A 25593-nucleotide genomic window follows, 5' to 3' on the forward strand; every position below is an offset into this window, starting at 1 on the left:
GCTCAATTCCAGCCGTTCGAGCCGGCTCAGACCGCCGACAGCTTCCGGCAGGCGTGCCAGGCCCGTGCCATTGAGTGTCAGCGTGGTCAACTCAGGAAACGCCGGGCAAAAGAGGTTGCAACTCTCGACGGAAAATTTAGCCCCGGTCAGGTCCAGCGTCCGCACATGGGAAAACCCGTTCGACAGCGCAGGCAAATCACCCAAGCCGCCCGCTGACAGGCTCAGCGTGCGTCCGGCGGATTCGGTATGGCCGGTGAGCCCGTCCCGCCAGCAAGCGCGGATCCTGGAGGCATCAAAGAATCTTGTTGACGACGCCCCTTCACCAGCCCCTTGCGCCGGGTTGAAGATCCAGCCGTTCAACTCACGCGTCAACGCCTCGTTACTTGCTCGCCACTGATTCAGTCTGCCGACCATTTGCTCAGGGGACAGGCCTTCAGTGCGTAAACGCTCAACGCTGGCCTGGGCCTTTTCAAGCGACAGTGACGGAAAGATTTCCAGCACTGCGCGATGCATCTCGGTGCCTTGCTGAATGACCGAGACAGATGGCAGTGGCAAGAGATGAGCGGCGCGATTGAGTGCCGTGTCAGGCGTGGCACCGCTGGAACCGGCGGGTATCGATGGCGCTTGCGATTCGAACCGTTGCAGCGCCCCTTCGGGCAAACCCAAGGTCATTTCGATACGTCGCTGCGCCGCCTTTAGGCTCGCTTCGCCGCTGACACTGAAGCGGTTGTTCAGCAGCCGGGTCTTGAGCAGCACAGCGTTGTCGGCAAGCACGTGATCGGGGAGCGAACCGATGGTGTTATGCCGCAAATCCATTGCTTGCAAATGCGCCAGGTTCTCCGCCCCCTTCGGCCACTCATTGAGCCCGTTTGAGCTGAGGTTGAGCGTCCTGAGCCCGGTCAGGCGAGAAACGTCCAGTGTGTCCAGCCGATTGAGGCGGGCATTGAGATGTTCGAGATTGCTCAGCGCGTCGAATTGACTTTGAACCTCAGGGGTCACGGCGATTCGGTTGAAAGACAGGTCCAGCTGTGCGAGCCGGGGCAAATCGTCTGGCCGCACCGGCACTTCGGTCAATCCGCAGGCGGTGACCTCCAGGCTCGTGGCGCCACTGAACGCCTGGAGAAAGCCGCGGATCTGTTCGACCGGCACAGTCAAGCGGTCCAGCCGAACTCGCTGTACATGGGCAAACGTACCGGCCGGCAATTGCGGCAGCTCACTCACCGACTCCGCGCCCAGCTCCCAGGCGGTGTCAACCAGTTCAAACATGCTGGCGTCGTCCAGATCGCTGGCGGATATCCAGTCCTCAGCATTGAAGGGACGAACGTCATCGTTCAAGCGATAACGCCGGCGTATGGCCGCGCGCCAGTTTTTTTCCAGTGCACGAACCACCCGGGCATTGGGCGGCGCTTGCCAGCGCGCTGCCGGCGTCGCCGTACGCAACTCTGCGGATGCGCTGGCCTCGTAGAACTGGCGGAAAATTGCGCTGTGCTCCACGCGCAGAATCTCCACGGCTCCAAGTCGGGTCTCCGGTGTGTTCCACAGACTCATGATGCGCTGAGGTAACGGGTTGAGACGGCCGGCCTCACCGGTCAGAAACTGCAGTTCCCCGGCGCAGTAGCGGCGGACCATCAAGTCCAGATCAACCAGATGCCCCCATTCCCCCATGTAGTTTTTCACATAGTCGTAAGCCGGTTTGAACGCTGCGTGGGAGAACCTCGACCAGTCCAGGGACAAACCGGCCCAGAGTCTCTCGTGCCCGACATAAAGGGTCTGTGGAAGGGATGCGATGGCGGTCTGCGTCAGATCCAGACGCTCCAGCTCAGGCAGTTGTTCCACATAAGCCGGCCACTGCGTCAGGCCCGGCGCTTCAATCTTGAGTTTCTTCAGTCGTTCAAGGGGAGCCAGGTCCAGCTCGGGCGGGCTGCCTGCGCCGCCGGGAAAATCGAGATGAAGCTCCTCAACCGCGGTCAGGCTACGCAATCTTGTCGACAGATCGGCAGCCATCACCCGCGCTGGCGTTCGGAACTTGAGCTTTTTCAACGCGGACATGCGGGTCACGCTCAGGGGCAAGGTCGTCAGTGACTGCTCGTGCTCCATGTAGGTGCCGAACAGACTGCCACGCTCGCCCAGCGACAACTTTTCGATATTGGCAAATCGCGTCAGGAAGGCATCGGCATTGGCGTCGGTCAAACCCCCGCCGCCAATCGACAGTTCACGCACGTGAGCAAAGTCGACGGTCATCTCTGGCAGAGGATCGTAGGTGAGAATCGACAGTTGATCGGCACCCGCGACCCCAGTGGACAAAGCGTTGCGCCAGCAGGTTTTCAGCGCTTGCGCGGTGCGAAACTTGTAATTTGTTCCGGAGCGTTCCCAGGGCGCCGCCGTCGCTGTCCCCGCCCATTCATCCAGCGTCGCATTGAGCTGTTCCCACTCACGCCGACGTGATTGCAACAGCTCGAAAATGGCCCGGTCGTTTTTTCCTGCCCGATACTGGTCAAGGAGGAAGCCACGAGCCTGTTCGTCGCTCAATTGCGGGTAGATATCCTGCACGTGAGCCAGCAGGTTCGGTGCCAATCCGGCGCCGCGTCCACTGGCGGGATAACCGATCAAGGTAGCGTTCACCCGCACCGGCGGTTTTATCCACTTGACCTGAGGCGCCAGCAACGCGGGTGCATCAGCCTGGTGCTGGTCGGCGTGATCGATGATCTTTGCTTGCAACTCTGCGGACTGCCCGACCTCAGGGACACCGAGGCTGCGGCGCGCATGATCAGGCAGGGCATGCATGATCGACGAGTAAAAATTGTCGCCGTCGCGAGGCAGGCTGTTGAGTGCCTCACCGCGCTCGTTGTATGCCTGAAACTGAACGCCTGTTTTGATCAGGTATTTTTTCTCGCTGGCGGTTTCACTGCCGATGCTGTCGAGCAGCATGCCGGCGTCGTGGCCTTCGCGTACTTCAATGCGAAGGCTGTCGGGCCAACCCGCCAATTGCTCCAGCGTGTGCAACGCCAGGCGCCGGCTGTCCGCAGAAGCGACGTTTTCGCTGCGCAGACCCGCATATGCCGCTACCTGTCGACTTTGCCGCGCGTACCAGCGGGCCTCCTCCAACAGGCGCAGCGGTACTCGTTGCCCTGAGCCGAGTCGCTGAAGATCATCGGGTCGACCATGTGCCAGCACCGTTTGCGCCGCCGGTTCACTGAGTCCCGGGCAGGCCTTCTGCAAGCGCGCAACCTGCGGATCGACGGGGTCGGTCCCCGAATGAATGCTGTCGTAAATCGCCGGCTGGCGGGTGTTGGCGTAGTCGGCGATCTGCTTGCCAAACTCTGCCGGTCGGCCATCGCGCACGCGTGCCCCCTGCTCGCCGAGGAGCCGAGTGATTTCTGACTCGTCCAGTCCTGCGAGAATACGTGCTGGCAGTTCACCGCTGAAGATATCGGCCCGCGATATCTGAATGGGTGGCTTGACGCCGACATCGCGAAACCGCCGCGCGGCGCCATACCTGACGAACTTGCCGGACAATTGCTCGCCGTCGAAGACTTCCAGCACCCGGTTCTCTGGCCAGCGCGGCATTTCGGTGATCAGCGGCAACGCGTAGAGGTACAGTTCATCGATCGGTTTTGTCCCGCGCAACTGCTCGACAACCAGTGCCGCGTTGCCGTCTGCTTGCATCATGCGCATGGCCTGGGTCAGTTCCGGTGGCGGCAGCGAAGAATCAATGTGCATCTTGCGCAGCGCGGCTTCACTGACACCGCTGATATCGGCAGCTTTGATCAGCTGTGCATCGGAAAACGCTTCGGTTGCATGGCCGATGCGCCGCAACAGGGTCAGACGATCCCAATCCTGCGGACGTTCCAGAGTATGCCGCCAGGCACCGCTTCCATTGCTGTGGAGCACCGGCTGCCAGGCGTTGATGTCGGTCGGATGGCTGATCCGCCATTTGCCGATCGATTCATCGAAAAACTGCTCATAGACCTTGCCGCTCTGGCGAATATAGGTTTTACCCTCAAGCACGTGCTGGCCGGCACTGTTTGGCCCGGGACTGGCAGGCAGTGCGACAGCCGACTCGTAAGCGCTCAGGTCGGGTTTCCACAGCCGGGTTTCGCCGTTGGGCAACTTCACCGGATGCAGACTTTCAATGACCGGCACGGCTTTGGCGCTTGAGATTTTCCTTACTGCGGCGCCCACACCGGCCATCAGCGCAATCTGCGCAAGGTTTTCCGCCACATCGATCAAATGATCCTTCGCCGCACGCCGATCGCCCTCGGCCCATTCGATTGCGCCCTCAAGCGTTTCATAGAGCAGTTGCCCGGCCATCACCACCATCATCACTTCGCCCAACACAGGCACGAACATCGAGACCATGTTCAGACCGAGCATGCCAAGTTGCATCAGATGCGCCAGTTTGGCGTCCCTTGCTCGCGCGTCTACCTCGGCAGTCGGTACCGCATGGCTTCGGGCATCATCGATCAGCTTGGTGCGATTCTGGCTATAGAGGTATTGCCACAGATCCTCGTTGGGAGCCCAAAGTCCCTGCCCCTTGCGTCCCAGGGTGGACGGTGCGATGTAAGGGTCCGCCACTGGTTCCCATTTGACCTGGCGTTCGGGCGGTACCTGCTGAATGCGGGTGAACGCCGAGCCGGCGGTGAAGCCTTGCAGCACCGACAGCCATGGCGAGCGCAGCAGATCCCAGCCATCGCCGGGTGAGTCAGGCGCCTTCTGCCTGAACTGGCTGAAATACTCTGGACGCTGTTCATAAGGCAGGAACTGGCTGAGAAAGCGCTGGTAGGCGGTGGGCTCTGCGCCCGTCTGTTGCAGAGCGTCGCGTGCAGTGAGCAAGCGTTTGAGCTCGTCGCGCATCTGCTGGAACGTGTAGCGCTTGAGCGGATGTTCGGGATCGTGCGGGATGTAAAGAATCAGTTCGTCGGTGTAGCGGTATTTCTCGCAGATGACGAACGCGACGCAGCCGGTGAGTCTTTTTTTCATCAACCCCAGGTCCTTGAACCAGACCTGTTTTTTCCCCATCCAGGGATGCATCTCGCCGTCAATCACCGAGACGATCATCGCGTGATCCGCCGCCTCGATATCCTTTTGCAACAGCGCCTGCTCGGCCGCAGCGCGCAGCGTCGCCTTCTGCGCGGCAATGAAGCGTTCGGCAAGCACTGCCTCTGCCACCGCTTCCTCAGGATGAAAGAATCCTTGCAGGTAAGTCTGGTATTGCTGGCCGACATCCAGATCGCGGCAAAGGTGCAGAAACTGGCTGACCGAAATACCGATGCTCACATGGTCGAACGTCTGCGCCGTGGACCCTGCCACCACAAAACCTGAGCTCGAATGGTAGGTCCCTTCGCATTCGCCAGCTTCGAAGTTGTGCAGTGCGGCTTCCAGCAGCGTTAGCTTGAGCACCTCGAATGAGGCCAGTTCGATTTGCTGGATACCCATCTCCACCGGGCGGCGCAGACACAGCAGCGTTTTGTCGACATCGATATCCAGCGAGTGTTTGTCTTTCAGCGCTTTGATGACTAATGGCCGGGCAAACGTCTCGACGTCCTGAAGTTTCGCCATGCGCTTGTCGAGACTGTTCTGGGCGATGACACTGGCCTTGAACGTGTCGTCCACGGTTTTGCGCTGGGCCGGCGTCGCATCCTGATACCAGGCTGGCAATGCTGTCGCAACCGCCTTGAAGGCTTCGCGCCGTTGCGGCGAAGCGTCGGTCAACCATTGCGGGATCGAAGCTTCGAGAAACTCGCCGTGCAGGCTTTGCGTTGCAACGAGCTTTACTGACCGACTGGCGTCTGCCGGCTGATCGGTCGACGCAGGCTGCGTCGACACGGGTTTTGGGGAAATAGCGCTCATGGTCACTCCTTGTTGATGGAGCGCTCAGCAAACCATGTCGCGTTATCGCTTCTGCGTTATCCGGGTATTGCGCAACCAGCAGTGGTAAGCGGATGTGACTTGGCCTGCCTCGGACCGCCTCAGCAAGGTGCCCTCAGGAACCGGATGTTGGTGGCAGGCGGCCGGGTTGTTCGGATTCCGCAGCGAAGCTGCTCAGCTCGCTGATCACCCGGCGTGTCAGCTCGGCGCGTTTCTGTGTGCGCAGCATGTCCATGGCCTTGCCCAACCTGTTCAGCTCAAGGTCGTATTCTTCGGAACTCAGTTCATTGCGGGCGAGACGCTGATTGAGCTGGTCCCACAGTTGCTGGCGTCGCTCATCAACCGCAACGTCCACCGCGGCCATCTCTTGTGGGTGGAGATCTTGCAGGTAAGAGATCCAGTAGTCGCGCTCTGCCATGCTTACGGACAGCGCATCGGTGCCCTCTGCCTCAAGAATCGAGGCGCGGGTGTACTCGAGCAGTTCATCACTCAGCGGAACGTCATAAATCATCGACGCGGGCTGGCCCGGTAAATCGACACCGTCGCCCCAGCCGCCCGTCAAACCGATACGATATTTAAGGCGCACTTCAGCACGATCCATACCCAGACCGGCAGCTTCAGCCAGCGTCTCGACGTGATCCAGGCGAAACAGTTGCCGCGACAGACGCAGCAGCACCCGACCTCTGGACGCCATTCGATTCAACGGAATGTCACGCAATTGGTGATAGACCGCGACCCGCACTTCCAAATCACTGAATGTCAGAATCCGCCCGTCCGGGCAGGTGCCGTGGGTCTCGGCGCCCTGAAACAACAGCTGCCGCAGTTCGGTATTTTCCTCAGCGGCCTCCATGACACGCCAGACTCTTTGCGTCAGATCGCCTCGCACCAGCCTGTAGTCCTGCGTATCGAGCAACAAGCGCAGCAACTGGAAAAACCGCTCGTGATTCGGCTCTTGCGCCAATTGCGCCCAGAGCTCGGTTCTGCGCGCAACCAGCTGCAGATCGCTGTCGGCTAGCCATGGATCGCGCGAGCGTGGCGCGACATCGTTGGCTGGATCAAAGACTTTCTCGGCAGGAAATACCTGCGCATGGGGATCGTCGACAACGCCGCCAGCGTTATCGGTTGGAGCACCGTCTTCGGGAATCCCGAACAGATCACCGAACACCTGACGGTTGATCATCGTCTCAATCTGCGCGCGCGTCATGCCCAGCACATGCGGTATGGCGCGCTCGCGGCTGTAACGCCTGAGGTCTTGCAATGCAGAAAGCGACAAATTGCGGTTTTCTGACAGATCCGAGCCTGCGATCAGACCCGAATGATCACCATCGAAAAGCGCCGCGGGGATTTCCGCGATTGCGTTACCGCTGAGGTTCAGGGCCTGCAACCCGGGCGCCCGCAAAACACCGTCAGGCCATTCGCTCAGTTGGTTGTAACGCAGATCCAGAGACTCGATCACGCCATAATCGGGTGGATTGAAAACACGAAGTTCGTTGTAACTCAAATCCAGCGTGCGCAGCCGCGCGTTGCCCAGCAAAGGGTAAATACTCGTCGCACTGCGCAAGCTGCAATACTGCATGTCCAGGCGCGTGAGATGACGCATGTGCAGCACCGGCGCAGGCACCGCGCCCAATTCGTTACCACTCAGATACAAGGTCTCGAGGTCAGGGAAACCGTCGAGAAAACCCGCGCTCCCCCGCGCCGTGATCCCTGCACCGCTCAGATCGAGCGTCGTCACGCCCGGAAACTGCACCACAAGCGCGGGCAGTTCTCCGGTCTGCAATCCTGCCAATTCGAGCTCCAGGCCATCGCCGCCGGGGTGTCGGGTCAGGGTGTCGCGCCACGTCTCGCTGATTCGCCGGGCCACCAGCGAACGCACTTGCGCACTGACCAGGACAGTGTTCGTTCGTACTTCCCTGGTATAGAGCCAATCGTTCAACTGACGGGTCAGCGCCTCGCAGCTCAAATGCCATTGGCTGATCTGCGCATCGATCTGAGCGTCATTCAAGGCCCGTGTTCGCAGCACCAGCAGACTGCGTTGCGCTCGTTCGCGATTGAGGATCACCGCCAACCGCTGCAAGTGCCCCGAAGCGCCTGAGCTGACAGGCGCCGGCTGCGGGAGTGGCAGGAGCAGATCACTGAACGAACCGCCGGTTTCCAACGGCGGAAAATGCTCTGGCACCGGCTCTGCGGCGAAGCGTGACAACGTGCCCTGGCCCAACCCCCGCTGCTGCTCGATGCGCTGCAGCGCCGCGTGAAAAGCTGCCTCACCGTCGGCACTGAAGGCGTTGCCCGACAGATTCGTCCTCATCAATGCGTCAGGATGCGCCAGCGCTTGCGGCGACAGGGACGCGATCCGGTTGTCTCGTAAATCGAGCCATGACAGCCGTGGCAGAGTTTCCGCCCCGGTGGGCCAGGCCAGCAAATCCGTCGATCTCAGATTCAAGGCCTCGAGCCCGCTCAAAGCCGTGGCATCGAGTCGCCCCAGCGGGTTATGACTCAGGTTCAGTCGTACCAGTTGTGGCAGCGCATTGAGTTGGCGCTGGACCATTGCCGTCACCGTGATTCTGTTACCGGACACGTCGAGCCGACGCAGCGCGGGCAACGCCTGCGCTGCAAAAGGTAGCTCGGTGAACATGCATCCCCGCAGTTCAAGCGTCTCGATATGACTGAAGGCGCGAATAAAATCCCGCGCCTGGCCGGAGGGCACGTTCAGCCCTCCCAGACGCAGCGTGCGCACATGGGCGAAACTGCCGGCCGGCAACGAAGGAAGCTCGACACCGGTGGTGGCGCCGGGCAGCTCGACGAAGCTAAAGTGCTCAACGTCGGCTGCCAGGCCATAGCGCTGACGAATCGCACCGTGCCAGCTGCTTTTCAGCGTATGTAACAGGTCCGCGCTGCCCCCTGTCGACCAGCGCCGCGCGGGCGCTGCATAGCGTGATCCCTGGCGCGGGGATGGCGGATAAAACGCGGCGAAGATGGCCTCATGTTCGGCCCGAAGCTGCTCGATCGCCGCCACCCTTGCCGACGGTGTTGACCAGGCTGCATTGAATGCCTGCGGCAAAGGGTCGGCGCTATCCGGGGCGACGGCCATGCTATCGAGTTCGGCGCGGCAATAGTCACTGACCATCTGATGCACATCGAGCAAGTGGCCGCGCGGGCCGGAGTGGCGGCTGACAAACTCATAGGCCCGACGGAACGTCGCTGGGGTGACACGTGACCAATCCAGCGATAACCCGGCCCAGAGTCTGTCATGGCCGCTGTAGAGCGAGTCGGGCAAGGTTTCGATCAAGGTGTGCGTGAGGTCAAGGCGTCTGAGCTGCTCAAGTCGTTCAACGTATGCCGGCCATCGCCATAACGCGTGGGGCGCATCGATGCGTAATCTGCGCAGTCGTGTCAGCGATTGCAGGTCAAGACCATGCAAGGTGGTGGAATCGAATCCGTGATAGTCGATGCGCAGTTCCTCCAGCGAAGTCAGTCCACCCAGCCTTCGCCCAAAGCTTTCCGCCAGCAATGGCGCATCGGTAGAGAAACGCAGACGTCTCAGCCCGGGCAGCCGCTCAACCGCCTCTGGCAATGTGGTAAGCGGTCGGGTGACAGGTGTCTGGCCATAGCGCCTCAATTCACCGAGCCATAAATCAGTGACATTCGGGAACGCCGCCAGAAACCCGTCCGCATTGGCGTCAGTTATGCCGATGCCGGTGATGGCCAGTTCGCGCACGTGGGGAAAGCCTGTACTCAGCTCGGGCAATGGCGTGTCGCAATGGATTGTCAGGCGGGCCGCCTCCGCCGCCTGCCCCTCCAAGGGACCATTACGCCATGTCTCTCGCAGTGTCTGTGCCAGTTGCGCCCTGTGCGTTGCAGTGCGGCTATCAATCGGCGCTGCCTGCCATCGCTCAAGTGCAACGTTCAACGCGTCCCAATCCTGGCGGCGAGATTCCAGTTCGAGCTGAATCTGCGTTTCACTCTGGCCGTGTTGCCGGGCGAGAAATGCCCGTGCCTGGCGCGATTCTGGGTATAGATGCGCAATGCGTGATTCGAGGGACGGATTGAGGCCTGTACCACGGCCACTGGCGTAATAACCCAGCAGTCGCGCGCCCACGCGTACCGGCGGTTTGAACCACTTTGCAGCCGGTGACAGCAATCGCGCAGCTTCGGCTCGATGAAGGTGGGCCGATTCGATGATTTTCTGTTGCAGCTCACCATGGGCGTTGCCGACAGACAATCCGATTGATGAACGTGTGTCCTCAGGTAACGCGTGCATGAGCGAACTGTAAAAGCTGTCCTGGACCATCGAGACTCTGTTCAATGCCTGGGCGTGATCATTGAACGCTTGATAGAAAGGTCCGTTTTTCACCAGATAGCGTCTAACCGGCGCCATCGGCTCGCCGATGCTGTCGAGCAAGGTGCCAGTCACGCTCCCCTCGCGAATTTCCACACGCAGCGAGTGCGGCCAGCCAGACAATTGTTCCAGCGCGTGCAAAGCCAGTCGCCGACTGTCCGCCGACGCCAGGTTTTCGCTGTGCAAACCGGCAAATGCGCGAGCCTGGCGACCATGGCGGACATGCCAGCGAGCCTCTTCCAGCATTCTCAAAGGGGAACGCCCGGTCGCATCCATTCGGGCCAGCTCGTGCGTCGAAGCATGCTCGATCACATCCTGGGCAGCCACGTCGCTGAGAGCGGGACATTCACGCTGCAACAGGCGCACGGGCGCACTCGGCGATTCGGTACCGCGATAAAGACTGTCAAAAATCGCCGGTTGACGCGTATAGGCGAACTCGGCGAGTTGTTTGCCGAACTCATCGGGCCGTGCCGGGCGAAATTGGGCAGCCGTTCGTCCCAGCAGATAGTTGATTTCCTGCTCTTGCAACGCAGCCAGAATCCGCGCCGGCATTTCCCCGTTCAACACTTGCGAACGTGTCAGGCTGATAGCGGGCTTGTGGCCCAAACCGGGCAGCGTATTCTGCGCACCATAGCGGATGGACGGCCCTGCTCCGTGCGGATCAGCTGTCATCTCCAGAACCCGATCGGCAGGCCAACGGGGCATCTCGGTGACCAGCGGGATTGCATACAGGTAGTGCTCGTCGATGGGCCTGGCTCCGCGCAATTGCTCGACCATTTGCCTCGCCTGTGCATCGGCATCGAACAGGCGCATGGCGTCTCGCAGTTCAGGGGGCGGGGGCAACTGATTCAGATGCATCTTGCGCAGGGCGCCATCGCTGATACCGCTGATATCGGCCAGCGCCAGCAAGGTGTCATCGGAGTAACCATCGGTGAGGTGCCCGATGCGTCGCAGCAGGGTCAAGCGATCCCACGCCATGGGCTGTTCCAGGCTCAGGCGCCAGGCACCGTGGCCGTTATGGCTGAGCAACGGTTGGTAAGCCAGAGAGTCGGTGGGATGTTTCAACCGCCAGTGCCCGCTGGAGCGGTCAAACGTCTGCTCATAGAGCCTGCCGCCCTGGCGCATCCAGGTTGTGCCGGCGACGCGGTACTGCCCCGCCGCGTCGGGCCGCGACAACTTGCCGGGGATGAGCGCTTGTTCATAGCCGCGCAAGGTCGGCCGCCACAGGCGCCTCTTGCCATCAGGCAGCGTCACCGGGTGCAGATCTTCGATCACCGGCTCCGGTTTAACGGCTGTCACCCGATTGAATGTTGCTCCTGCGGCGGCCATCGCACCGATCTGCGCAAGGTTTTCAGCAACGTCGACAAGATGCGCCCTGGCGGCGTGTTTATCCCCCTCGCTCCACTCGATCACGCCTTCGACAGTTTCGTAGAGCAACTGGGCCGTCATGACAACCAGCATGATTTCGCCCAGTACCGGAACGAACATGGACGCCATGTTCAGCGCCAGCAGACCAAATTGCAGCAGCCCGGACAGCTTGGCATCGCGCGCCTTGGCGTCGACGTCGGCGGTAGGTACCGCGTGACCACGAGCGTCGCTGATGACCTTGTCACGGTGTTTTTCGTACAAGTACGCCCAGAGGTCGCTATTCCTCGCCCAGGGATATACCTGAAGGTGCGGCATCAACGAAACTGCCACGTAAGGATCGGTATCCGGGACCATTTTTTGATATTTCGGTGAAGTCTTCCAGATCTCTACAAAAATCAACGTTGTCTGCAGAATCTTGCGCCACGGTGACGACAGCCAATCCGATGCGCCGTCTGCAGACTTTACGAATTGGCTGAAGTAATACGCACGTTTCTCATATGGGAAGAACTGACTGAAGAATCGTTGATAGGACGTAGGGGCCGTGCTGTCCGCCTGTTGCGCATCGCGAGCACTCAACAGGCGCTTGAAGGTGTCCTGTATTTGCGTGCCGGTATAGCGCTTGAGCGGGTGTTCCGGATCGTTGGGGACGTACAGAATTACCGCGTCGACCGGGCCATACTTTTGCGCGATCTTGAACACCACACATCCGACCAGCCGGTGCCGCATCAAGCCCAGGTCTTGAAACCACACCTGCTTGTCGCCGATTCGCGGGTGCCTTTCGCCGTTGATCACCGTGAGGATCATCGCGTGATCTTCAGGTTGAATATCCTTGGTCAACAGTGCGCGTTCGGCTGCCGCGCGCATGGCCGTTTTCTGACTGGCGATGAAGTGCCGGCGCAACTTCGCTTCCGCGGCCGGATCGACCGGATGGAAAAACCTTGTCAGATAAGCCTGGTACCGGGCACCGATATCCAGTTCGCGGCACAGGTTCAGGTAGTTCCTGACCGACACATTCACCGGAACAGCCTTGAGGGCACCTTTTACGGCGGTTGCGGTTGCGAAGCCAGAGCTGCTGTGAAAGGCGCCATAAGCACACTCATCACTTTCGAAGTTGTGCAAAGCGGCCTGGAGCATCGGCAGCGTCAATGCCTCGAATGAACCGATTTCCTCGCCGAGAATGCCAGCGCGTATTGGCCGCCTGAGGCACAACAGCGTGTTATCCAGATCCACGGCGACCTGATAGCGGTGTTTCAGCGCCTGCGCCAGGAGCGGCCGGGCGAAGGTTCCGATGTCTTTGAAGGTGGACATGGAGCGGTCCAGCCTCGTCTGTGCAATAAAACTCATCCTGTAGCTGGTATTGACCACCTGACGCTGGGCCGGCGTCGCTTGCGTGTACCAGCGCGGGAACACTGTCTGCGCCTGCTTGAGCTCGGTTTTCCTGTGCGCTGGCGCCTGAATCAGCCAATGCGGCATCACGGACTCGAGCCAGGGCGCGTGGAGGCTCTCGGACGCCGCAGGTTTGAGGGGGCGCTCGGTTACGGTCGAAACGTCTGAATCGGTGGACATACATCGCTCCTGTAAATGGAGCGACAGCACATCACTGACGCCGCGCTGTCCGGCGGTACATGGCTATATCCCATGCGCGAAAGTTGTAACGCGGCATCCGTGACCACAGCGATTGACTATGCTTCGGGGGACGATTTTTCGCAGAGGGATTTATGGACGATCCAGTCGACAACAAACCGCCGAGTTTCTGGCAGATGCTGCACAGCGTCATGGCAGCGGCGTTCGGCGTGCAAAGCGGCAAGAACCGGGAAAGGGACTTTACCCACGGCAAACCCAGCCACTTCGTGATTCTCGGCGTTTTGTTTACAGCCGTGTTTGGCCTGACGCTGTTTGCCATCGTCAAACTGGTGTTGTATCTGGCCGGGGTATGATGGCGCCAGGCCGGGCACCGACTCGAGCTATCCGGGCCCTGGAAGAAAGGCCCGGAACGCTGATTTACTGATGGCTGACCCAGAAGACCGCTGTTCCTACAACGAGAATGATCAGGAACAAAATGGCCCACGCATCGACGCTACTGTCGCTTTTCCTGGCTTTGGTCGGGTTGCTCATTGCATCGCCTCTTGTCGGTTTTATCGGTGATTGCACAAAGACTCGATCACAGTTAAGACGATGATTGTCCGCACGACAAATGTGGATTAGATGACCGGCATTCGCGTTAGGCGATTTGGTTCTTTACATATACTCAAACATCACTTTTGCGCATAACTGCAAACGGGTATATTGCCCCGGCTCCGTGACGGAGTGCGCGGCCGTGCGCGCAGAATTGCAGAGGCAACATCGGACTCCAGCAAGCGAAAACGCAGCGTTTTCCGTGTAGCCCAAGCCTGAGAACAGGACTTATATGTACGTATACGACGAGTACGATCAGCGGATCATCGAGGACCGCGTCAAGCAGTTCCGTGATCAGACCCGACGCTATCTGGCAGGTGAGCTGAGCGAAGAAGAATTCCGCCCCCTGCGCCTGCAAAATGGCCTGTACATCCAGCGTTTCGCGCCGATGTTGCGCGTGGCGGTGCCTTACGGCCAGCTGACTTCGCGTCAGGTGCGCATGATGGCCAAAATCGCCCGCGACTACGACAAGGGCTATGCCCACATCAGTACGCGGCAGAACGTGCAGTTCAACTGGCCGGCGGTGGAAGACATCCCGGACATCCTCGCTGAACTCGCGACCGTGCAGATGCACGCGATCCAGACCAGCGGCAACTGCCTGCGCAACGTCACTACCGACCAGTTTGCCGGTGTCGCTGCCGACGAAGTGATCGACCCGCGTCCATGGTGCGAGATCGTCCGCCAGTGGACCACGTTCCACCCGGAATTCGCCTACCTGCCGCGCAAATTCAAGATCGCTGTCAACGGCTCGACCAGTGACCGCGCTGCCATTGAAGTCCACGACATCGGCCTGGAACCTGTCTACAACGCTGCTGGCGAGCTGGGCTTCCGCGTGCTGGTTGGCGGCGGCCTCGGGCGTACGCCGGTGGTGGGCGCATTCATCAATGAATTCCTGCCTTGGCAAGACCTGCTGAGCTATCTCGACGCCATCCTGCGTGTGTACAACCGCTACGGCCGTCGCGACAACAAATACAAGGCGCGGATCAAGATCCTCGTCAAGGCGCTCACGCCTGAAGTGTTCGCGCAGAAAGTCGATGCGGAAATGGAGCACCTGCGCGGTGGCCAGACCACGCTGACCGAAGCCGAGCTGCATCGCGTCGCCAAGCATTTCGTCGACCCGGACTACAAAACCCTCGACAACCAGACTGCGCAACTGGCCGATCTGGACCAAGAGCATCCGGGTTTCGCCCGCTGGCGCAGCCGCAATACCCTGGCGCACAAGAAACCCGGCTATGTGGCTGTGACGCTGTCGTTGAAGCCGACCGGCGTTGCCCCTGGCGACATCACCGACAAGCAACTCGACGCCGTCGCCGATCTGGCCGAGCGCTACAGTTTCGGGCAACTGCGCACTTCCCACGAGCAGAACATCATTCTTGCCGACGTCGAGCAGAGCCAGTTGTTCACCCTGTGGGGCGAGTTGCGTGAAGGCGGTTTCGCCACACCGAACATCGGCCTGCTGACCGACATCATCTGCTGCCCAGGCGGTGACTTCTGCTCGCTGGCCAACGCCAAGTCGATCCCGATTGCCGAATCGATCCAGCGTCGCTTCGATGATCTGGACTACCTGTTCGACATCGGCGAACTGGACCTGAACATCTCCGGGTGCATGAACGCCTGTGGTCACCACCACGTCGGCCATATCGGCATCCTCGGCGTGGACAAGAAAGGCGAAGAGTTCTATCAGGTCTCCCTCGGCGGCAGCGCCAGCCGTGATGCGAGCCTGGGCAAGATCCTCGGCCCGTCCTTCGCACAGGAAGCCATGCCTGACGTGATCTCGAAGCTGATCGACGTGTACGTTGAACAACGCACCGAAGACGAACGCTTCATCGACACCTATCAGCGTATTGGCATCGACCTCTTCAAGGAACGCGTCTATGCAGCGAATCATTAAAAACAACGAAGTCGTCGACGAAACCTGGCACCTGTTGCCGAAGGATTTCAATATCGATGAAATCAGCAACTGCGACGATCTGATCGTGCCGCTGCAGCTGTGGCGCGAACACAGCCGCATGCTCCTGGCCCGCGACGGTGGTCTGGGTGTGTGGCTGGATGCTGATGAAGAGGCCGAGGAAATCGGTGAGGACGTCGCCAAGTTTCAGGTGATCGCCTTGAACTTCCCGGCGTTTACCGACGGCCGTAACTACTCCAATGCCCGTCTGCTGCGTGACCGTTATGGTTTCAAAGGCGAGCTGCGTGCGATTGGCGATGTACTGCGGGACCAATTGTTCTACATGCATCGCTGCGGTTTCGACGCCTTTGCCATTCGCGCGGACAAAGACCCGTACGAAGCACTGGAAGGCCTCAAGGACTTCTCGGTGACTTACCAGGCTGCCGCTGACGAACCACTGCCGCTGTTCCGTCGCCGCTAAGCGTCGGACTTTTGTTGCAGACACAAAAACGCCGGTCATGTGACCGGCGTTTTTTTATGCCTGCGGTTTACCAGAAGCGTTGCTGGGTAAGACGGCTCCACCAGCTCAACAGCACGCGGTCCACCGAGCCACTGGCAGCCATGCCGATGCGTTCCTGCAGGCTTTTGCGCTCGGCATAGTGCAGGTGATAGACCTCGGCCTGTTTGGCCTTCTGTGCCAGGTATTCGTCGCTTGTCTTGAGCTCGTCCACCAGTTGGTTTTCCAGCGCAGCGATACCGAGCCACACCTCACCGGTAGCCACCTCATCGATCGCCAGTTGCGGGCGATAACGGGCGACGAAGTTTTTGAACAAGCGATGGGTAATGTCGAGGTCTTCCTGGAATTTTTCGCGACCCTTTTCGGTGTTTTCGCCAAACACGGTCAGGGTGCGTTTGTACTCACCAGCGGTCAGCACTTCGAAATCGATATCGTGCTTTTTCAGCAGGCGATTGACGTTAGGCAATTGCGCGACCACGCCGATCGAACCGAGGATGGCGAACGGTGCACTGATGATCCTGTCGCCGATGCACGCCATCATGTAACCGCCGCTGGCCGCGACCTTGTCGATGCACACGGTTAGTGGCACGCCCGCATCACGGATTCGCGCAAGTTGAGACGACGCCAGACCGTAGCTGTGCACCATGCCGCCGCCACTTTCCAGACGCAGGACTACTTCGTCCTTCGGCGTGGCCAGGGTCAGCAGTGCGGTGATCTCGTGGCGCAGGCTCTCGGTGGCGGAAGCCTTGATATCGCCGTCGAAGTCGAGCACAAACACCCGGGATTTGGTCTCAGGCTTGTTCTTCTGTTTCTTCGCGCTTTTTTCCGTTTTCGCTTCGCCCTTGCGCAATGCCTTGAGCTGATCCTTGTCGAGCAGGGTCTGCTCCAGGCGTTCACGCAGGCCCTTGTAGAAATCGTTGAGTTTGCTGACCTGCAACTGGCCCGCCGATTTGCGCCGGCCCTTGCTGCGCAATGCAGCAAAACTGGCCAGCACCACCAGAATGGCGATCACCAGCGTGACGGTCTTGGCCAGGAAGCTGGCGTATTCGGTGAAAAAATCCACAGAGACTCCTCAAAGCAATGCGTGACGGTGTATTACACGCGGAATGGCTCCAGCATACCCATGCGCTGGCTCATCGGCCAGCCGTGAAACCTCTGGCAACACGCCTGTAACGGGCATTTCAAACAAGCGTATGTTTTTTCATTGACAGCCTTACGCCATCCTCATAACCTCGCCTGACCTTCAACGTACCGGGACGACGCGGACGTGGGCAGCATCTACTTGATACGACATGGCCAGGCCTCCTTTGGTGCAGACGATTACGACGTGCTGTCGCCGACCGGTGTGCGTCAGGCAGAAATCCTCGGCCAGCACCTCGCCGACCTCGGTATCAGCTTTGATCGTTGCCTTGCCGGTGACCTGCGTCGCCAACAGCACACGGCCACCAGTGCACTGGAGCAATTCAGCGCCAGAGGCTTGCCGGTTCCAGTCCTTGAAACCGATTCCGCCTTCAACGAATTCGATGCCGACGCGGTGATCCGCGCTCTGCTCCCGGCCATGCTGCCGGAAGAGCCGGAAGCTCTCGACATCCTGCGCAACGCCGCGCAGAACCGCGGTGAATTCCAGCGCATCTTCGCCCTGATTGTCGAGCGCTGGCTTGCCGGCACCTACGACACACCCGGACTGGAAAGCTGGCTGGGTTTCGTCGAGCGGGTTCAGGCCGGGCTGCACCGCATCCTCGACCTGGCGGAAAAAAACCAGAAAATCGCCGTGTTTACTTCCGGCGGTACCATCACTGCCCTGCTCCATCTGATTACGCAAATGCCTGCCAGACAGGCCTTTGAATTGAACTGGCAAATCGTCAACACCTCGCTCAACCAATTGAAGTTTCGTGGTCGCGAGGTGGCTCTGGCTTCCTTCAACAGTCACGCACACCTGCAACTGCTGAAGGCCCCGGAACTCATCACTTTTCGCTGAGTCCGGCTTACTGTGACCCTGGCTGTAACCACCCAGCTCCCATGACCAAGAAAGGATCGAACCATGACCTCCGTAGCTGATGCCGTAAAAGCAATGCAAGCCAAGTTCAACCCAGCCGCCGCTGCCGGTCTGGACCTGGTCTTCGGTTTCAACATCACCGACGAAGACAAGCAATACGCCCTGATCGTCAAAGACGGCACCTGCGACATCCAGGAAGGTGAAAACCCGGACGCCAACTGCACGCTGGTGCTGGACAGCCAGACCCTGAAAGACATCGTCAGCGGCGAAACCGACGGCATGCAGGCCTTCATGGGCGGCAAGCTGCGCGTTGAAGGCGACATGATGCTGTCGATGAAACTGTCCGAGCTGTTCCCTTCGTAAGAAGCTTCTTGGTAAAACACAAATCCCGCTTATTGGCGGGATTTGTCGTTTCAACCATTGAAGACATGGCAACGTGAGTTAACGCTTGGCTGAAGCCGTCCCATCAAGCTCTTTTTTTACCTGGAGGTATGCCGCCTCTTCATCACTTTTTTCGATCAGATTCGAAGCCATCGAGCGGGGCAGGAGTTTCTTTTCTGTCACGTCCCAATCGATCGTAACGACCACGGTCTTGTTTGCAAACGTGATGAAAAGCCAATAGGAATCCACCGGCCTGTCAGGCTCGGCAAATGAACTATAGGCATACCGTATCTGGCGGTGCAGGTCCGGCGTATTCAGAATGAGGTCTTCGGTGTCCAACTTCGGAAACTGCCGCCCTACAGCGAATAACGCTTCTGTCAAGAGAACATCATTCTCAATATGTCGCAAACTTTCAGGCCTATTGCGCAGCATGGTCACTGGGCTCTCTTCAGGCGGAGTACCCATGAGACGCGGGCGATACATACCTGAACTGAACCACCGGCTGGCGTCGAAACGGTTTTCTTCCGGACTCCACGGGCCGTAATACATCATTACTTTGGCTGGCATCTGGGCTTCCTTGGCGTAAATAAATAGTCCTGCAAAGCTGACAGCAATCAACAAGACACATAAGACGTGACGTTTGCCTATAAACTTCAGGAGCGTCATAGCGGTTTATAGGCAAGCAGGTGTTTGGGTACGCCGTCCGGTGTATCACCTGATCGAACGTCACGATGTGCGCCTAAGGCATCCAGCGGAAATCCAATCTTTCGTTCATACAATGCTCGGCTGTCATCGTGCGCCAGCAAATTGCGCTCTTCTTCAGAGACTGTTGGCGTCGGCGCCTGCGGCGCCTGTTCATCAGGTAATTGCGCCGTTGGGTCTTTGAGGGTCTTGCGATGTTCGATCAGCTTTCGTTCATAAGCGGTTTTTCGACTCAAATAATTCCGCATCGCTCGCCCATCAGCTGCTTCTCTTTCACGAATTCCCGGCACAGATCCCCGTTCCGCGGCAGTACCATAAGTCGTGTCGTAGTTGCTGCGTCTTGGAAATGCCCACACGGTGGTCCGGGTAGCATTAGCAAGAATCTGCGCTAGGCTGCGCTCGTAATGAGGATCTTCTGTTTCATTGACCTTGAAGTCGGCATCGATACCCAAACCTGTGCGACAAGCGTAGGAGTGAATTTTCGCACCATAGGCAAACGCTTCGGGCTTGAACATACTCGCTTGTGCATCACGCAGACGGTAGCTATCGTTTTTATCCAGCTCGTAGCCCAACTCGATACTGCCCACCACACCATGAGAAAAAAAGTCGAGCTGTTTGATCTCGCGCCCGCGGCGTTGCCGAGCTGCGATGAAATCCACAAGACCGGATATCGAGTCCATCTCCCGGTACTGTGCTCCGTGCTGATTTTCGACAACGTCCTTCAAAGCCGCCAGCAAGTTCTCCGGATAGTCATTTTTGAAAATCAGAAATACACGCTGGATTGTGAAGTTTGGAGTGCCGATTGGATACTTTGTGAGTTGGCGGATACCCTGATTGATAAAGCGCATCTTGTTGCCCTTCTGGCCACGAACCTTTTCATAAAGGGACATGTAAGACGCACCCACAACCGTTACGTAATCCTGTGCCAGCGTACCTTTCACTTGGGTCGTTGTATGTTGATCGCTTGTTCGAGCTTGATTCTTTTTGGGGGCTGCCACCTGCCACCTCCCTTAGTAATCTAGGCCGAGCGCGTCGAGATGGGCGGCGGCTTCCTTACCCCACTGCACAACTATCGAAGTCGGGTTGGCCGTAAACACTCGCGCGGCGTTACCATGACTATCGGTATGGCCGACGAGACGCTGCCCGTCACCCGTTTCGATGCAATAGAGCATGTCGGGAATAGCTTCGCCAGTGGCCTCATCAACCAGTTGGAAGCGCTCGCTGTGTTTAGGAACAGTGATAATCGGGGAGAAAGGTGCGGAACCGACCTGGGTGCCGACAAAAACGTCGCCAGAGCCCGTGATTATCATGCCTCCGTGGGCCGTTGCACTGCCCAAGAAAGCAATAGGCTTGCCATTGATCAAAATATTGCTGATGCCTTCGGTGACAGTATCTCCGCACGCGGTGGTGTCTCCGACACGCAAAACTGGCATTCCATTGATGTTTACATCACCGGAACCGCTGTTACTGGGATTGGTGCCATGGCCTGTGATCGGGCATGCATTAAGATCGCTGAGTCGAGCGGCAGGCTTTGCCATCTTTAACTTCCTTGTAGTAAGCGTGGGCGCGAAATGTACCGGATCTTTATATTGGTTGAAAGCCTCAATCCAGACGTAGAATGCGAGCCGCCGCGAATGTAGCTGGCAGCGACTCATCGGCCCTTGATCGCTCCCGGAACCTGGAAATTGTCATGTCGGATTCGCAGGCCCACACAAATCCGATCAACTCTCCTGCAACAACCGCGTATCCAGCCCAAACCGCTCTTGCGAAACCATCCTGAACTGACCTTCCGCCAGATCGCAACTCACCAGCAAATTCCACGAGTGTCGGGTGGCCACCGAAGGCACCAGGATAAATGGATGTTCAGCCAACAGTGCATCGGCAAACTTTCGCTGGTTGGGCGAGGTTTTGATCGGCGTGAGCCAATGCGGATTGGGCACATCTTCCGGTTGCACGATTCTGACGCTGGCGTCGTGGGTGATTTCAAAACAGGTCAATACATAGGGCTCCTGATCAAGTGCATCGAAGCTGCCGTGGGCGGCCACCTCCAGTATCGCCGTGGAGGGGTCGACCGACGCATAAACGACTCTGCGGCCGGGCGTATTCCAGCGGCCGCCGTCCCGTTTCGATCCGAGGCCGCTGTCCCAGGTCTCGCTGTACACCTCGCGATCCAGCCGCCAGGCGTACCAGCGATCATCCCAGGGCAAGGGATTCATTGATAAACCCCGTATTTGATCTGGTTCAGATACTCCTCCACCATCCTGAAGCCCAGCGCATGTCCAACCAGATCGAGCGGCACATAACCGTAGAAGTAAGTAGCGCGTTGCTCCAGCCATGATTCGGCCTTGGCCTGACGCCCGAATACTTCGATGGCCAGTTCCAGCGCAGCGGCATATTGGTAGGCGATGACGCTCTGCGGCATGTCCAGGCGCACCGACGCGCCTTCCTTGAGCAGGCGTCGCACGGTTCTCACGGCTTTGCCGGTGATACGTTTGACCATCTCTCCCTGTTGGTACAGCTCGGAGGTTGCGATCATGTTCACCACATCAAGCAGCTCAAATCCTTCGCTTGTGCAGCGCAGGATGAGCATCGGATCGTCGCCGGTATCCTGTCCACGCAACAGCAACTCCAGAGGTTTGCCCTCGAGCTTCTTCAAGCCCGTGAGCCGGGGCACTTTGGCGCTCGGCATGGCAACGTCCTCCGAGGGACACCTGGCGCGATCGTCGCGCCAATAATGGCGAGGCGAATAAGCAGGCGTATGGCTTTCAATCAGTGGGATTCGCATAGTCCATCCTTTGTCCGGGTCCAGAGCGATCTGTGCGCTCGATGACTTCAATGTCAGGACTGATCCTATAGACCCGGCGTCCGACGACCAACCTGAAAAAGTCGTCAGAAATATCCCCAAATCTGATCAAAACGCTCCTGTTTCCGTAGGACCCAAACGCAATTTTCAGCGGTTCAATCCGTTGTTGCTTTCAGGTTGGGGAGAGGGACTTTTGACTTACAATGCGCCCCACCTCCAGATACCGGCCCCGCCCCATGGACATCGACCTCGCTCGCACTTTCCTCGAAATCGTCCGTCACGGCAGCCTTGCCGCCGCCGCGCAGAAGCTGTTCGTCACGCAGACCGCGATCACCGCAAGGGTGCAGAAGCTTGAAAGCCAGTTGGGCAGTACGCTGTTCGTGCGCAATCGCGCCGGGGCGAAGTTGACGGCCAATGGCGAAGCGTTTGTGATCTACGCCAATCAACTGGTGCAGACCTGGGAAGCCGCGCGCCGCGACTTGCCGCTGCCCGAGGGTTATCACAACGTTCTGCATATCGGTGGCGAGGTCAGCCTGTGCAACCCGTTGATGCTCAGTTGGGCGGCGGAACTGCGCGAGAAAATCCCCGGCCACGCACTGCGCATGGAAATTCGCGATGGCGAAAATCTGCTGCGTCAGCTCGAACTCGGTGTGCTCGATGCCGCGCTGGTTTATCAGCCGGAATACTGGCCGGGTCTGCAGGTCGAGCAAGTGCTGGAGGAAAAACTGATTCTGGTACGCGCGCCCGAGCGTCCGGAGCCTTACGTCTACATCGATTGGGGTCCGGATTTCCGCCGTCAGCACGACGCCGCCCTGCCGGAAAAAGCCAAAGCCGCGCTGAGCTTCAACCTTGGCCCGCTGGCCCTGCAATACATCCTCGAACATGGCGGCAGCGGCTATTTCCGCACTCGGGTTGTGCGCACTTACCTGGAGACCGGTGCCCTGGAAGCCGTCACCAAAGCGCCGGAATTCGGTTATCCGACCTATCTGGTGTATTCCCGCGATCGCGACTCGGCCGTGCTGCAACAGGCCTTCGATCTGTTGCGCGAGGTGATCCGCACCGATGATGACTGGTCGCAACGCTGGAATCCGTTGAGCTGACGGGCAGCTTCAGTCCAGAGCATGGCGCTTAAGGCCGCAAGGTTCGCCCTGCACAAGTCAGCGGATCGGCTAATCTGCCGGGTATAACAACAATACCCGCAGGTGAAAGCGTTGAGGCAGACCACCGAGGCATTCCGCAGCCGCTACCGGGCGGCCATTCATCCGTTGTACAACCCGTGGTTGCATGGCGCGTTCGTGTTGCTGTTCGGCATTTTCGCGGTCGCTGCGTTCTGGCGCACGGTGCATTCAGTGAGATGGCTGGAATGGCTGACCGTGCCGCTGAGCCTGTTGTTATTCAACTTCGGCGTGTACATGGTCCATCGCCATTTGGGCCATCACAAAAAAGCCTTCGCAAAGATGTTCTATGCACGGCATGCCGGCGATCATCACAGCTTCTTCACCCCCGGGCACATGACTTACGACAGGGCGCGGGACTGGCGAGTGATTCTGTTTCCAGCCTGGCTGATCGTCATTCATACGCTGGTGATCACGCTGCCCCTGTGGTGGTTGCTCGCGCAGGTCAACGCCAATGTCGCCGGGCTGTTTGCCGGGTGCATGGTGCTCGGTTATCTGCTCTATGAGGTGTTCCATGCCTGTGAGCATCTGCCGCCGCAGAATCCGTTGACTCGTTTGCCGTGGATCCGCCAGATGCGCCGTCTGCACGAACTGCATCACCGCCGCGAGCGCATGCAGGAGCGTAATTTCAACATCGTTCTGCCCTTGATGGACTACCTGTTCGGCACGCTGTACCTCGAGCCGGAACCCGCCCCTTTGAGTGATTCGCAAATGCCCATGACGCGCATGCAGCACCAGATCGATATCGCCGGCGAGCCGGTCGCTGTGCTGGCTTATGCCGCCAGCGTCAGTCACTGGCCGGACTGGCATCCCTCCTCATTGAAGATTGACGGTCCGCACGGTCCACTGCATGCCGGTGCGCGTTTCGAAGAGGACATCCATGCCGGCGGACGTGCCGGTCACTTGCGCTGGGAAGTCACTGAATATCTGCCGGGCCGGCGCTGGTGCGCACGCGCGCAAAGTGATCAGGGCCTGTCCCTGCGTTTGACTTACGAGTGCTCGGCGGAGGCTGGCGGCACGCGTTTCGTGCGTACGCTGGAATATCGCTTTGACGGCTTGCTTATGCGTCTGGCCAATCGCCTGTTGCTCAAGCGGCGCATTGAGCGCGAGTCTGCCGCGTCCATGCTTGCCCTGCGCGACACGACCGCGCAGTACATCGGCGCGGCGAGGGCCAGCGCGTGAAATTACGTTATCTGCTGTGCCTGCTGATCACTCTCGTCATCGCCTTCTTGTTGTTGCTGCCAACCAAAGTCGTACCAGTGGCCTGGACACCGCCACCGGCGCCCTCGTTGAAAGACGGGATCTACGCGGACAATCAGCGCCTCAAAGCTGTTGCAAAGGTCGGGCCGAGCGACATCGAAGGGCCTGAGGCGCTGCTGCTGGAAGACGAATTCCTCATCACCGGATTGCATGACGGCAGGCTCATCCGTAGCAGCCTCGACGGTACGCAGCGCAAGGTCCTGGCCGACACCGGTGGCCGTCCACTGGGCCTGGCCCGTCATCCGAACGGCATGCTGGTAGTTGCCGATGCGGTCAAAGGCTTGCTGTCGCTGGATGCGCAGGGCCGCGTGATTCCGTTGACCACCGAGGCCAACGGGGTGCCATTTGGATTTACCGATGATGTAGCGGTCGACAAGTCAGGCCACTACGCCTACTTCAGCGATGCCTCGAGCCGCTGGGGCTATGGCCATGACGGTGAGGCGATCATCGAGCACGGCGCCGACGGCCGTTTGCTGCGTTACGACTTTCAGAGCGGCAAGACCAGCGTCTTGCTCGACAAGTTGCAGTTCGCGAACGGCGTCACCCTTGGCCCCGACGAAGCCTATGTGCTGGTCAATGAAACCGGTGCTTATCGCATCAGCCGCTACTGGCTGAGCGGGCCGAAGGCCGGTACCCATGATGTGTTCATCGACAACTTGCCGGGGCTTCCGGACAACCTCTCGTTCAATGGCAGCAATCGCTTTTGGGTAGCGTTGTACGCGCCGCGCAACGCGTTACTCGACGGCACCGCGCAGCACCCGTTCGTACGCAAGATGATCGTGCGGGCGTTGACGGTTTTGCCCAAGCCTGTCGAAAAGCGTGGGTTTGTGCTGGGACTGGATCTGGACGGCAAGGTGATAGCCAATCTGCAGGACGCGAGCGAAGGCAATTATTCGCCGATTACCACGGTGCGCGAATATGGGCAGTGGTTGTATTTCGGCTCGTTGAAGGCGAGGCATATGGGGCGGATGGGGTTGGATGCGGCGCTTAAGTAAAACAGAAAAATTTTCACCGTATGGACCGACGCTATCGCTGGCAAGCCAGCTCCCACAGTGTCCGTGTGAACTCCAAATATGTGTTCACCAGATGAACCTGTGGGAGCTGGCTTGCCAGCGATAGCG

General features: G+C 59.0%; 16 protein-coding genes. 8 read left to right on the top strand and 8 right to left on the bottom strand.

The genetic code is table 11. The annotated features are described in order from the left end of the window. Together F8N49_RS09220 and F8N49_RS09225 are read right to left on the bottom strand one after the other, a co-directional pair. On the bottom strand, window positions 1-5850 hold a 5850-nt coding region (locus F8N49_RS09220), incomplete at its 3' end, for a leucine-rich repeat domain-containing protein (protein ID WP_151551202.1). 133 nt (window positions 5851-5983) lie between these two features. After that, window positions 5984-13141 carry an NEL-type E3 ubiquitin ligase domain-containing protein gene (locus F8N49_RS09225; protein WP_151551205.1) on the bottom strand — a complete coding sequence of 2386 codons (7158 nt, stop codon included), beginning with the start codon at window positions 13139-13141 and terminating at the stop codon, window positions 5984-5986. Between the two features lie 152 nt (window positions 13142-13293). Between F8N49_RS09225 and F8N49_RS09230 the strand changes: the two genes are divergently transcribed. The 3 genes from F8N49_RS09230 (at window position 13294) to F8N49_RS09240 (ending at window position 16119) form a co-directional block, all read left to right on the top strand. Further along, entirely contained in the window at window positions 13294-13512 is a 219-nt protein-coding gene (locus F8N49_RS09230; RefSeq protein WP_016774481.1) for a DUF2970 domain-containing protein, read from the top strand. 470 nt (window positions 13513-13982) lie between these two features. Continuing rightward, window positions 13983-15641, top strand: a complete 1659-nt coding sequence (locus F8N49_RS09235) for a nitrite/sulfite reductase (protein WP_024012729.1) — start codon at window positions 13983-13985, stop codon at window positions 15639-15641. Further along, window positions 15625-16119: a DUF934 domain-containing protein gene (locus F8N49_RS09240; RefSeq protein ID WP_016774480.1), complete on the top strand. Its 495-nt coding sequence runs from the start codon at window positions 15625-15627 to the stop codon at window positions 16117-16119. The genes F8N49_RS09235 and F8N49_RS09240 overlap by 17 nt, the downstream gene beginning before the upstream one ends. 67 nt (window positions 16120-16186) lie before the next feature. Here F8N49_RS09240 and sohB read toward each other — a convergent pair whose 3' ends face one another. Next, window positions 16187-17218 (bottom strand): protease SohB, encoded by a 1032-nt coding sequence (sohB, locus tag F8N49_RS09245; protein ID WP_071172067.1) that lies wholly within the window; start codon window positions 17216-17218, stop codon window positions 16187-16189. A 204-nt stretch (window positions 17219-17422) separates the two neighbouring features. On the opposite strand from sohB, the gene F8N49_RS09250 reads away from it, so the two are divergent. Next, complete coding sequence (locus F8N49_RS09250) at window positions 17423-18133, top strand: histidine phosphatase family protein (protein ID WP_016774478.1); 711 nt, start codon at window positions 17423-17425, stop codon at window positions 18131-18133. A 63-nt stretch (window positions 18134-18196) separates the two neighbouring features. Beyond that, a complete protein-coding gene (locus F8N49_RS09255; RefSeq protein ID WP_016774477.1) occupies window positions 18197-18514 on the top strand; it encodes an SCP2 sterol-binding domain-containing protein in 318 nt (105 codons plus the stop codon). A gap of 78 nt (window positions 18515-18592) precedes the next feature. On the opposite strand, the gene F8N49_RS09260 is transcribed toward F8N49_RS09255, so the two are convergent. From F8N49_RS09260 to F8N49_RS09280, 5 genes are all read right to left on the bottom strand, one after another. Continuing rightward, window positions 18593-19099, bottom strand: a complete 507-nt coding sequence (locus F8N49_RS09260; RefSeq protein WP_130929838.1) for a hypothetical protein — start codon at window positions 19097-19099, stop codon at window positions 18593-18595. Between the two features lie 95 nt (window positions 19100-19194). Further along, on the bottom strand, window positions 19195-20232 hold the full coding sequence (locus tag F8N49_RS09265; protein ID WP_130929837.1) for a hypothetical protein: 1038 nt from the start codon (window positions 20230-20232) through the stop codon (window positions 19195-19197). Window positions 20233-20244: 12 nt separating this feature from the next. Further along, the gene (locus tag F8N49_RS09270; RefSeq protein WP_041478692.1) at window positions 20245-20772 is read right to left on the bottom strand and encodes a PAAR domain-containing protein; all 528 of its coding nucleotides are present in this window, start codon (window positions 20770-20772) and stop codon (window positions 20245-20247) included. A gap of 183 nt (window positions 20773-20955) precedes the next feature. Further along, window positions 20956-21450, bottom strand: coding sequence for an RES family NAD+ phosphorylase (locus F8N49_RS09275; RefSeq protein ID WP_041478691.1), 495 nt, complete (start codon window positions 21448-21450; stop codon window positions 20956-20958). Then, window positions 21447-22019, bottom strand: a complete 573-nt coding sequence (locus tag F8N49_RS09280; RefSeq protein ID WP_372241016.1) for an antitoxin Xre/MbcA/ParS toxin-binding domain-containing protein — start codon at window positions 22017-22019, stop codon at window positions 21447-21449. Before F8N49_RS09280 ends, F8N49_RS09275 begins: the two co-directional genes overlap by 4 nt. Window positions 22020-22273: 254 nt before the next feature. Between F8N49_RS09280 and F8N49_RS09285 the strand changes: the two genes are divergently transcribed. The 3 genes from F8N49_RS09285 (at window position 22274) to F8N49_RS09295 (ending at window position 25467) form a co-directional block, all read left to right on the top strand. Next, window positions 22274-23137: a LysR family transcriptional regulator gene (locus F8N49_RS09285; protein WP_024012724.1), complete on the top strand. Its 864-nt coding sequence runs from the start codon at window positions 22274-22276 to the stop codon at window positions 23135-23137. 111 nt (window positions 23138-23248) lie between these two features. Next, window positions 23249-24394, top strand: coding sequence for an SRPBCC family protein (locus tag F8N49_RS09290; protein ID WP_151551208.1), 1146 nt, complete (start codon window positions 23249-23251; stop codon window positions 24392-24394). Continuing rightward, window positions 24391-25467 carry an SMP-30/gluconolactonase/LRE family protein gene (locus F8N49_RS09295; protein WP_151551211.1) on the top strand — a complete coding sequence of 359 codons (1077 nt, stop codon included), beginning with the start codon at window positions 24391-24393 and terminating at the stop codon, window positions 25465-25467. The genes F8N49_RS09290 and F8N49_RS09295 overlap by 4 nt, the downstream gene beginning before the upstream one ends. The last annotated feature ends 126 nt before the right edge of the window (window positions 25468-25593 follow it).

Origin of the sequence: Pseudomonas sp. GXM4, from assembly GCF_008923895.1 — a bacterium.
In the GTDB taxonomy this organism is placed as follows: Bacteria; Pseudomonadota; Gammaproteobacteria; order Pseudomonadales; family Pseudomonadaceae; genus Aquipseudomonas; species Aquipseudomonas atacamensis.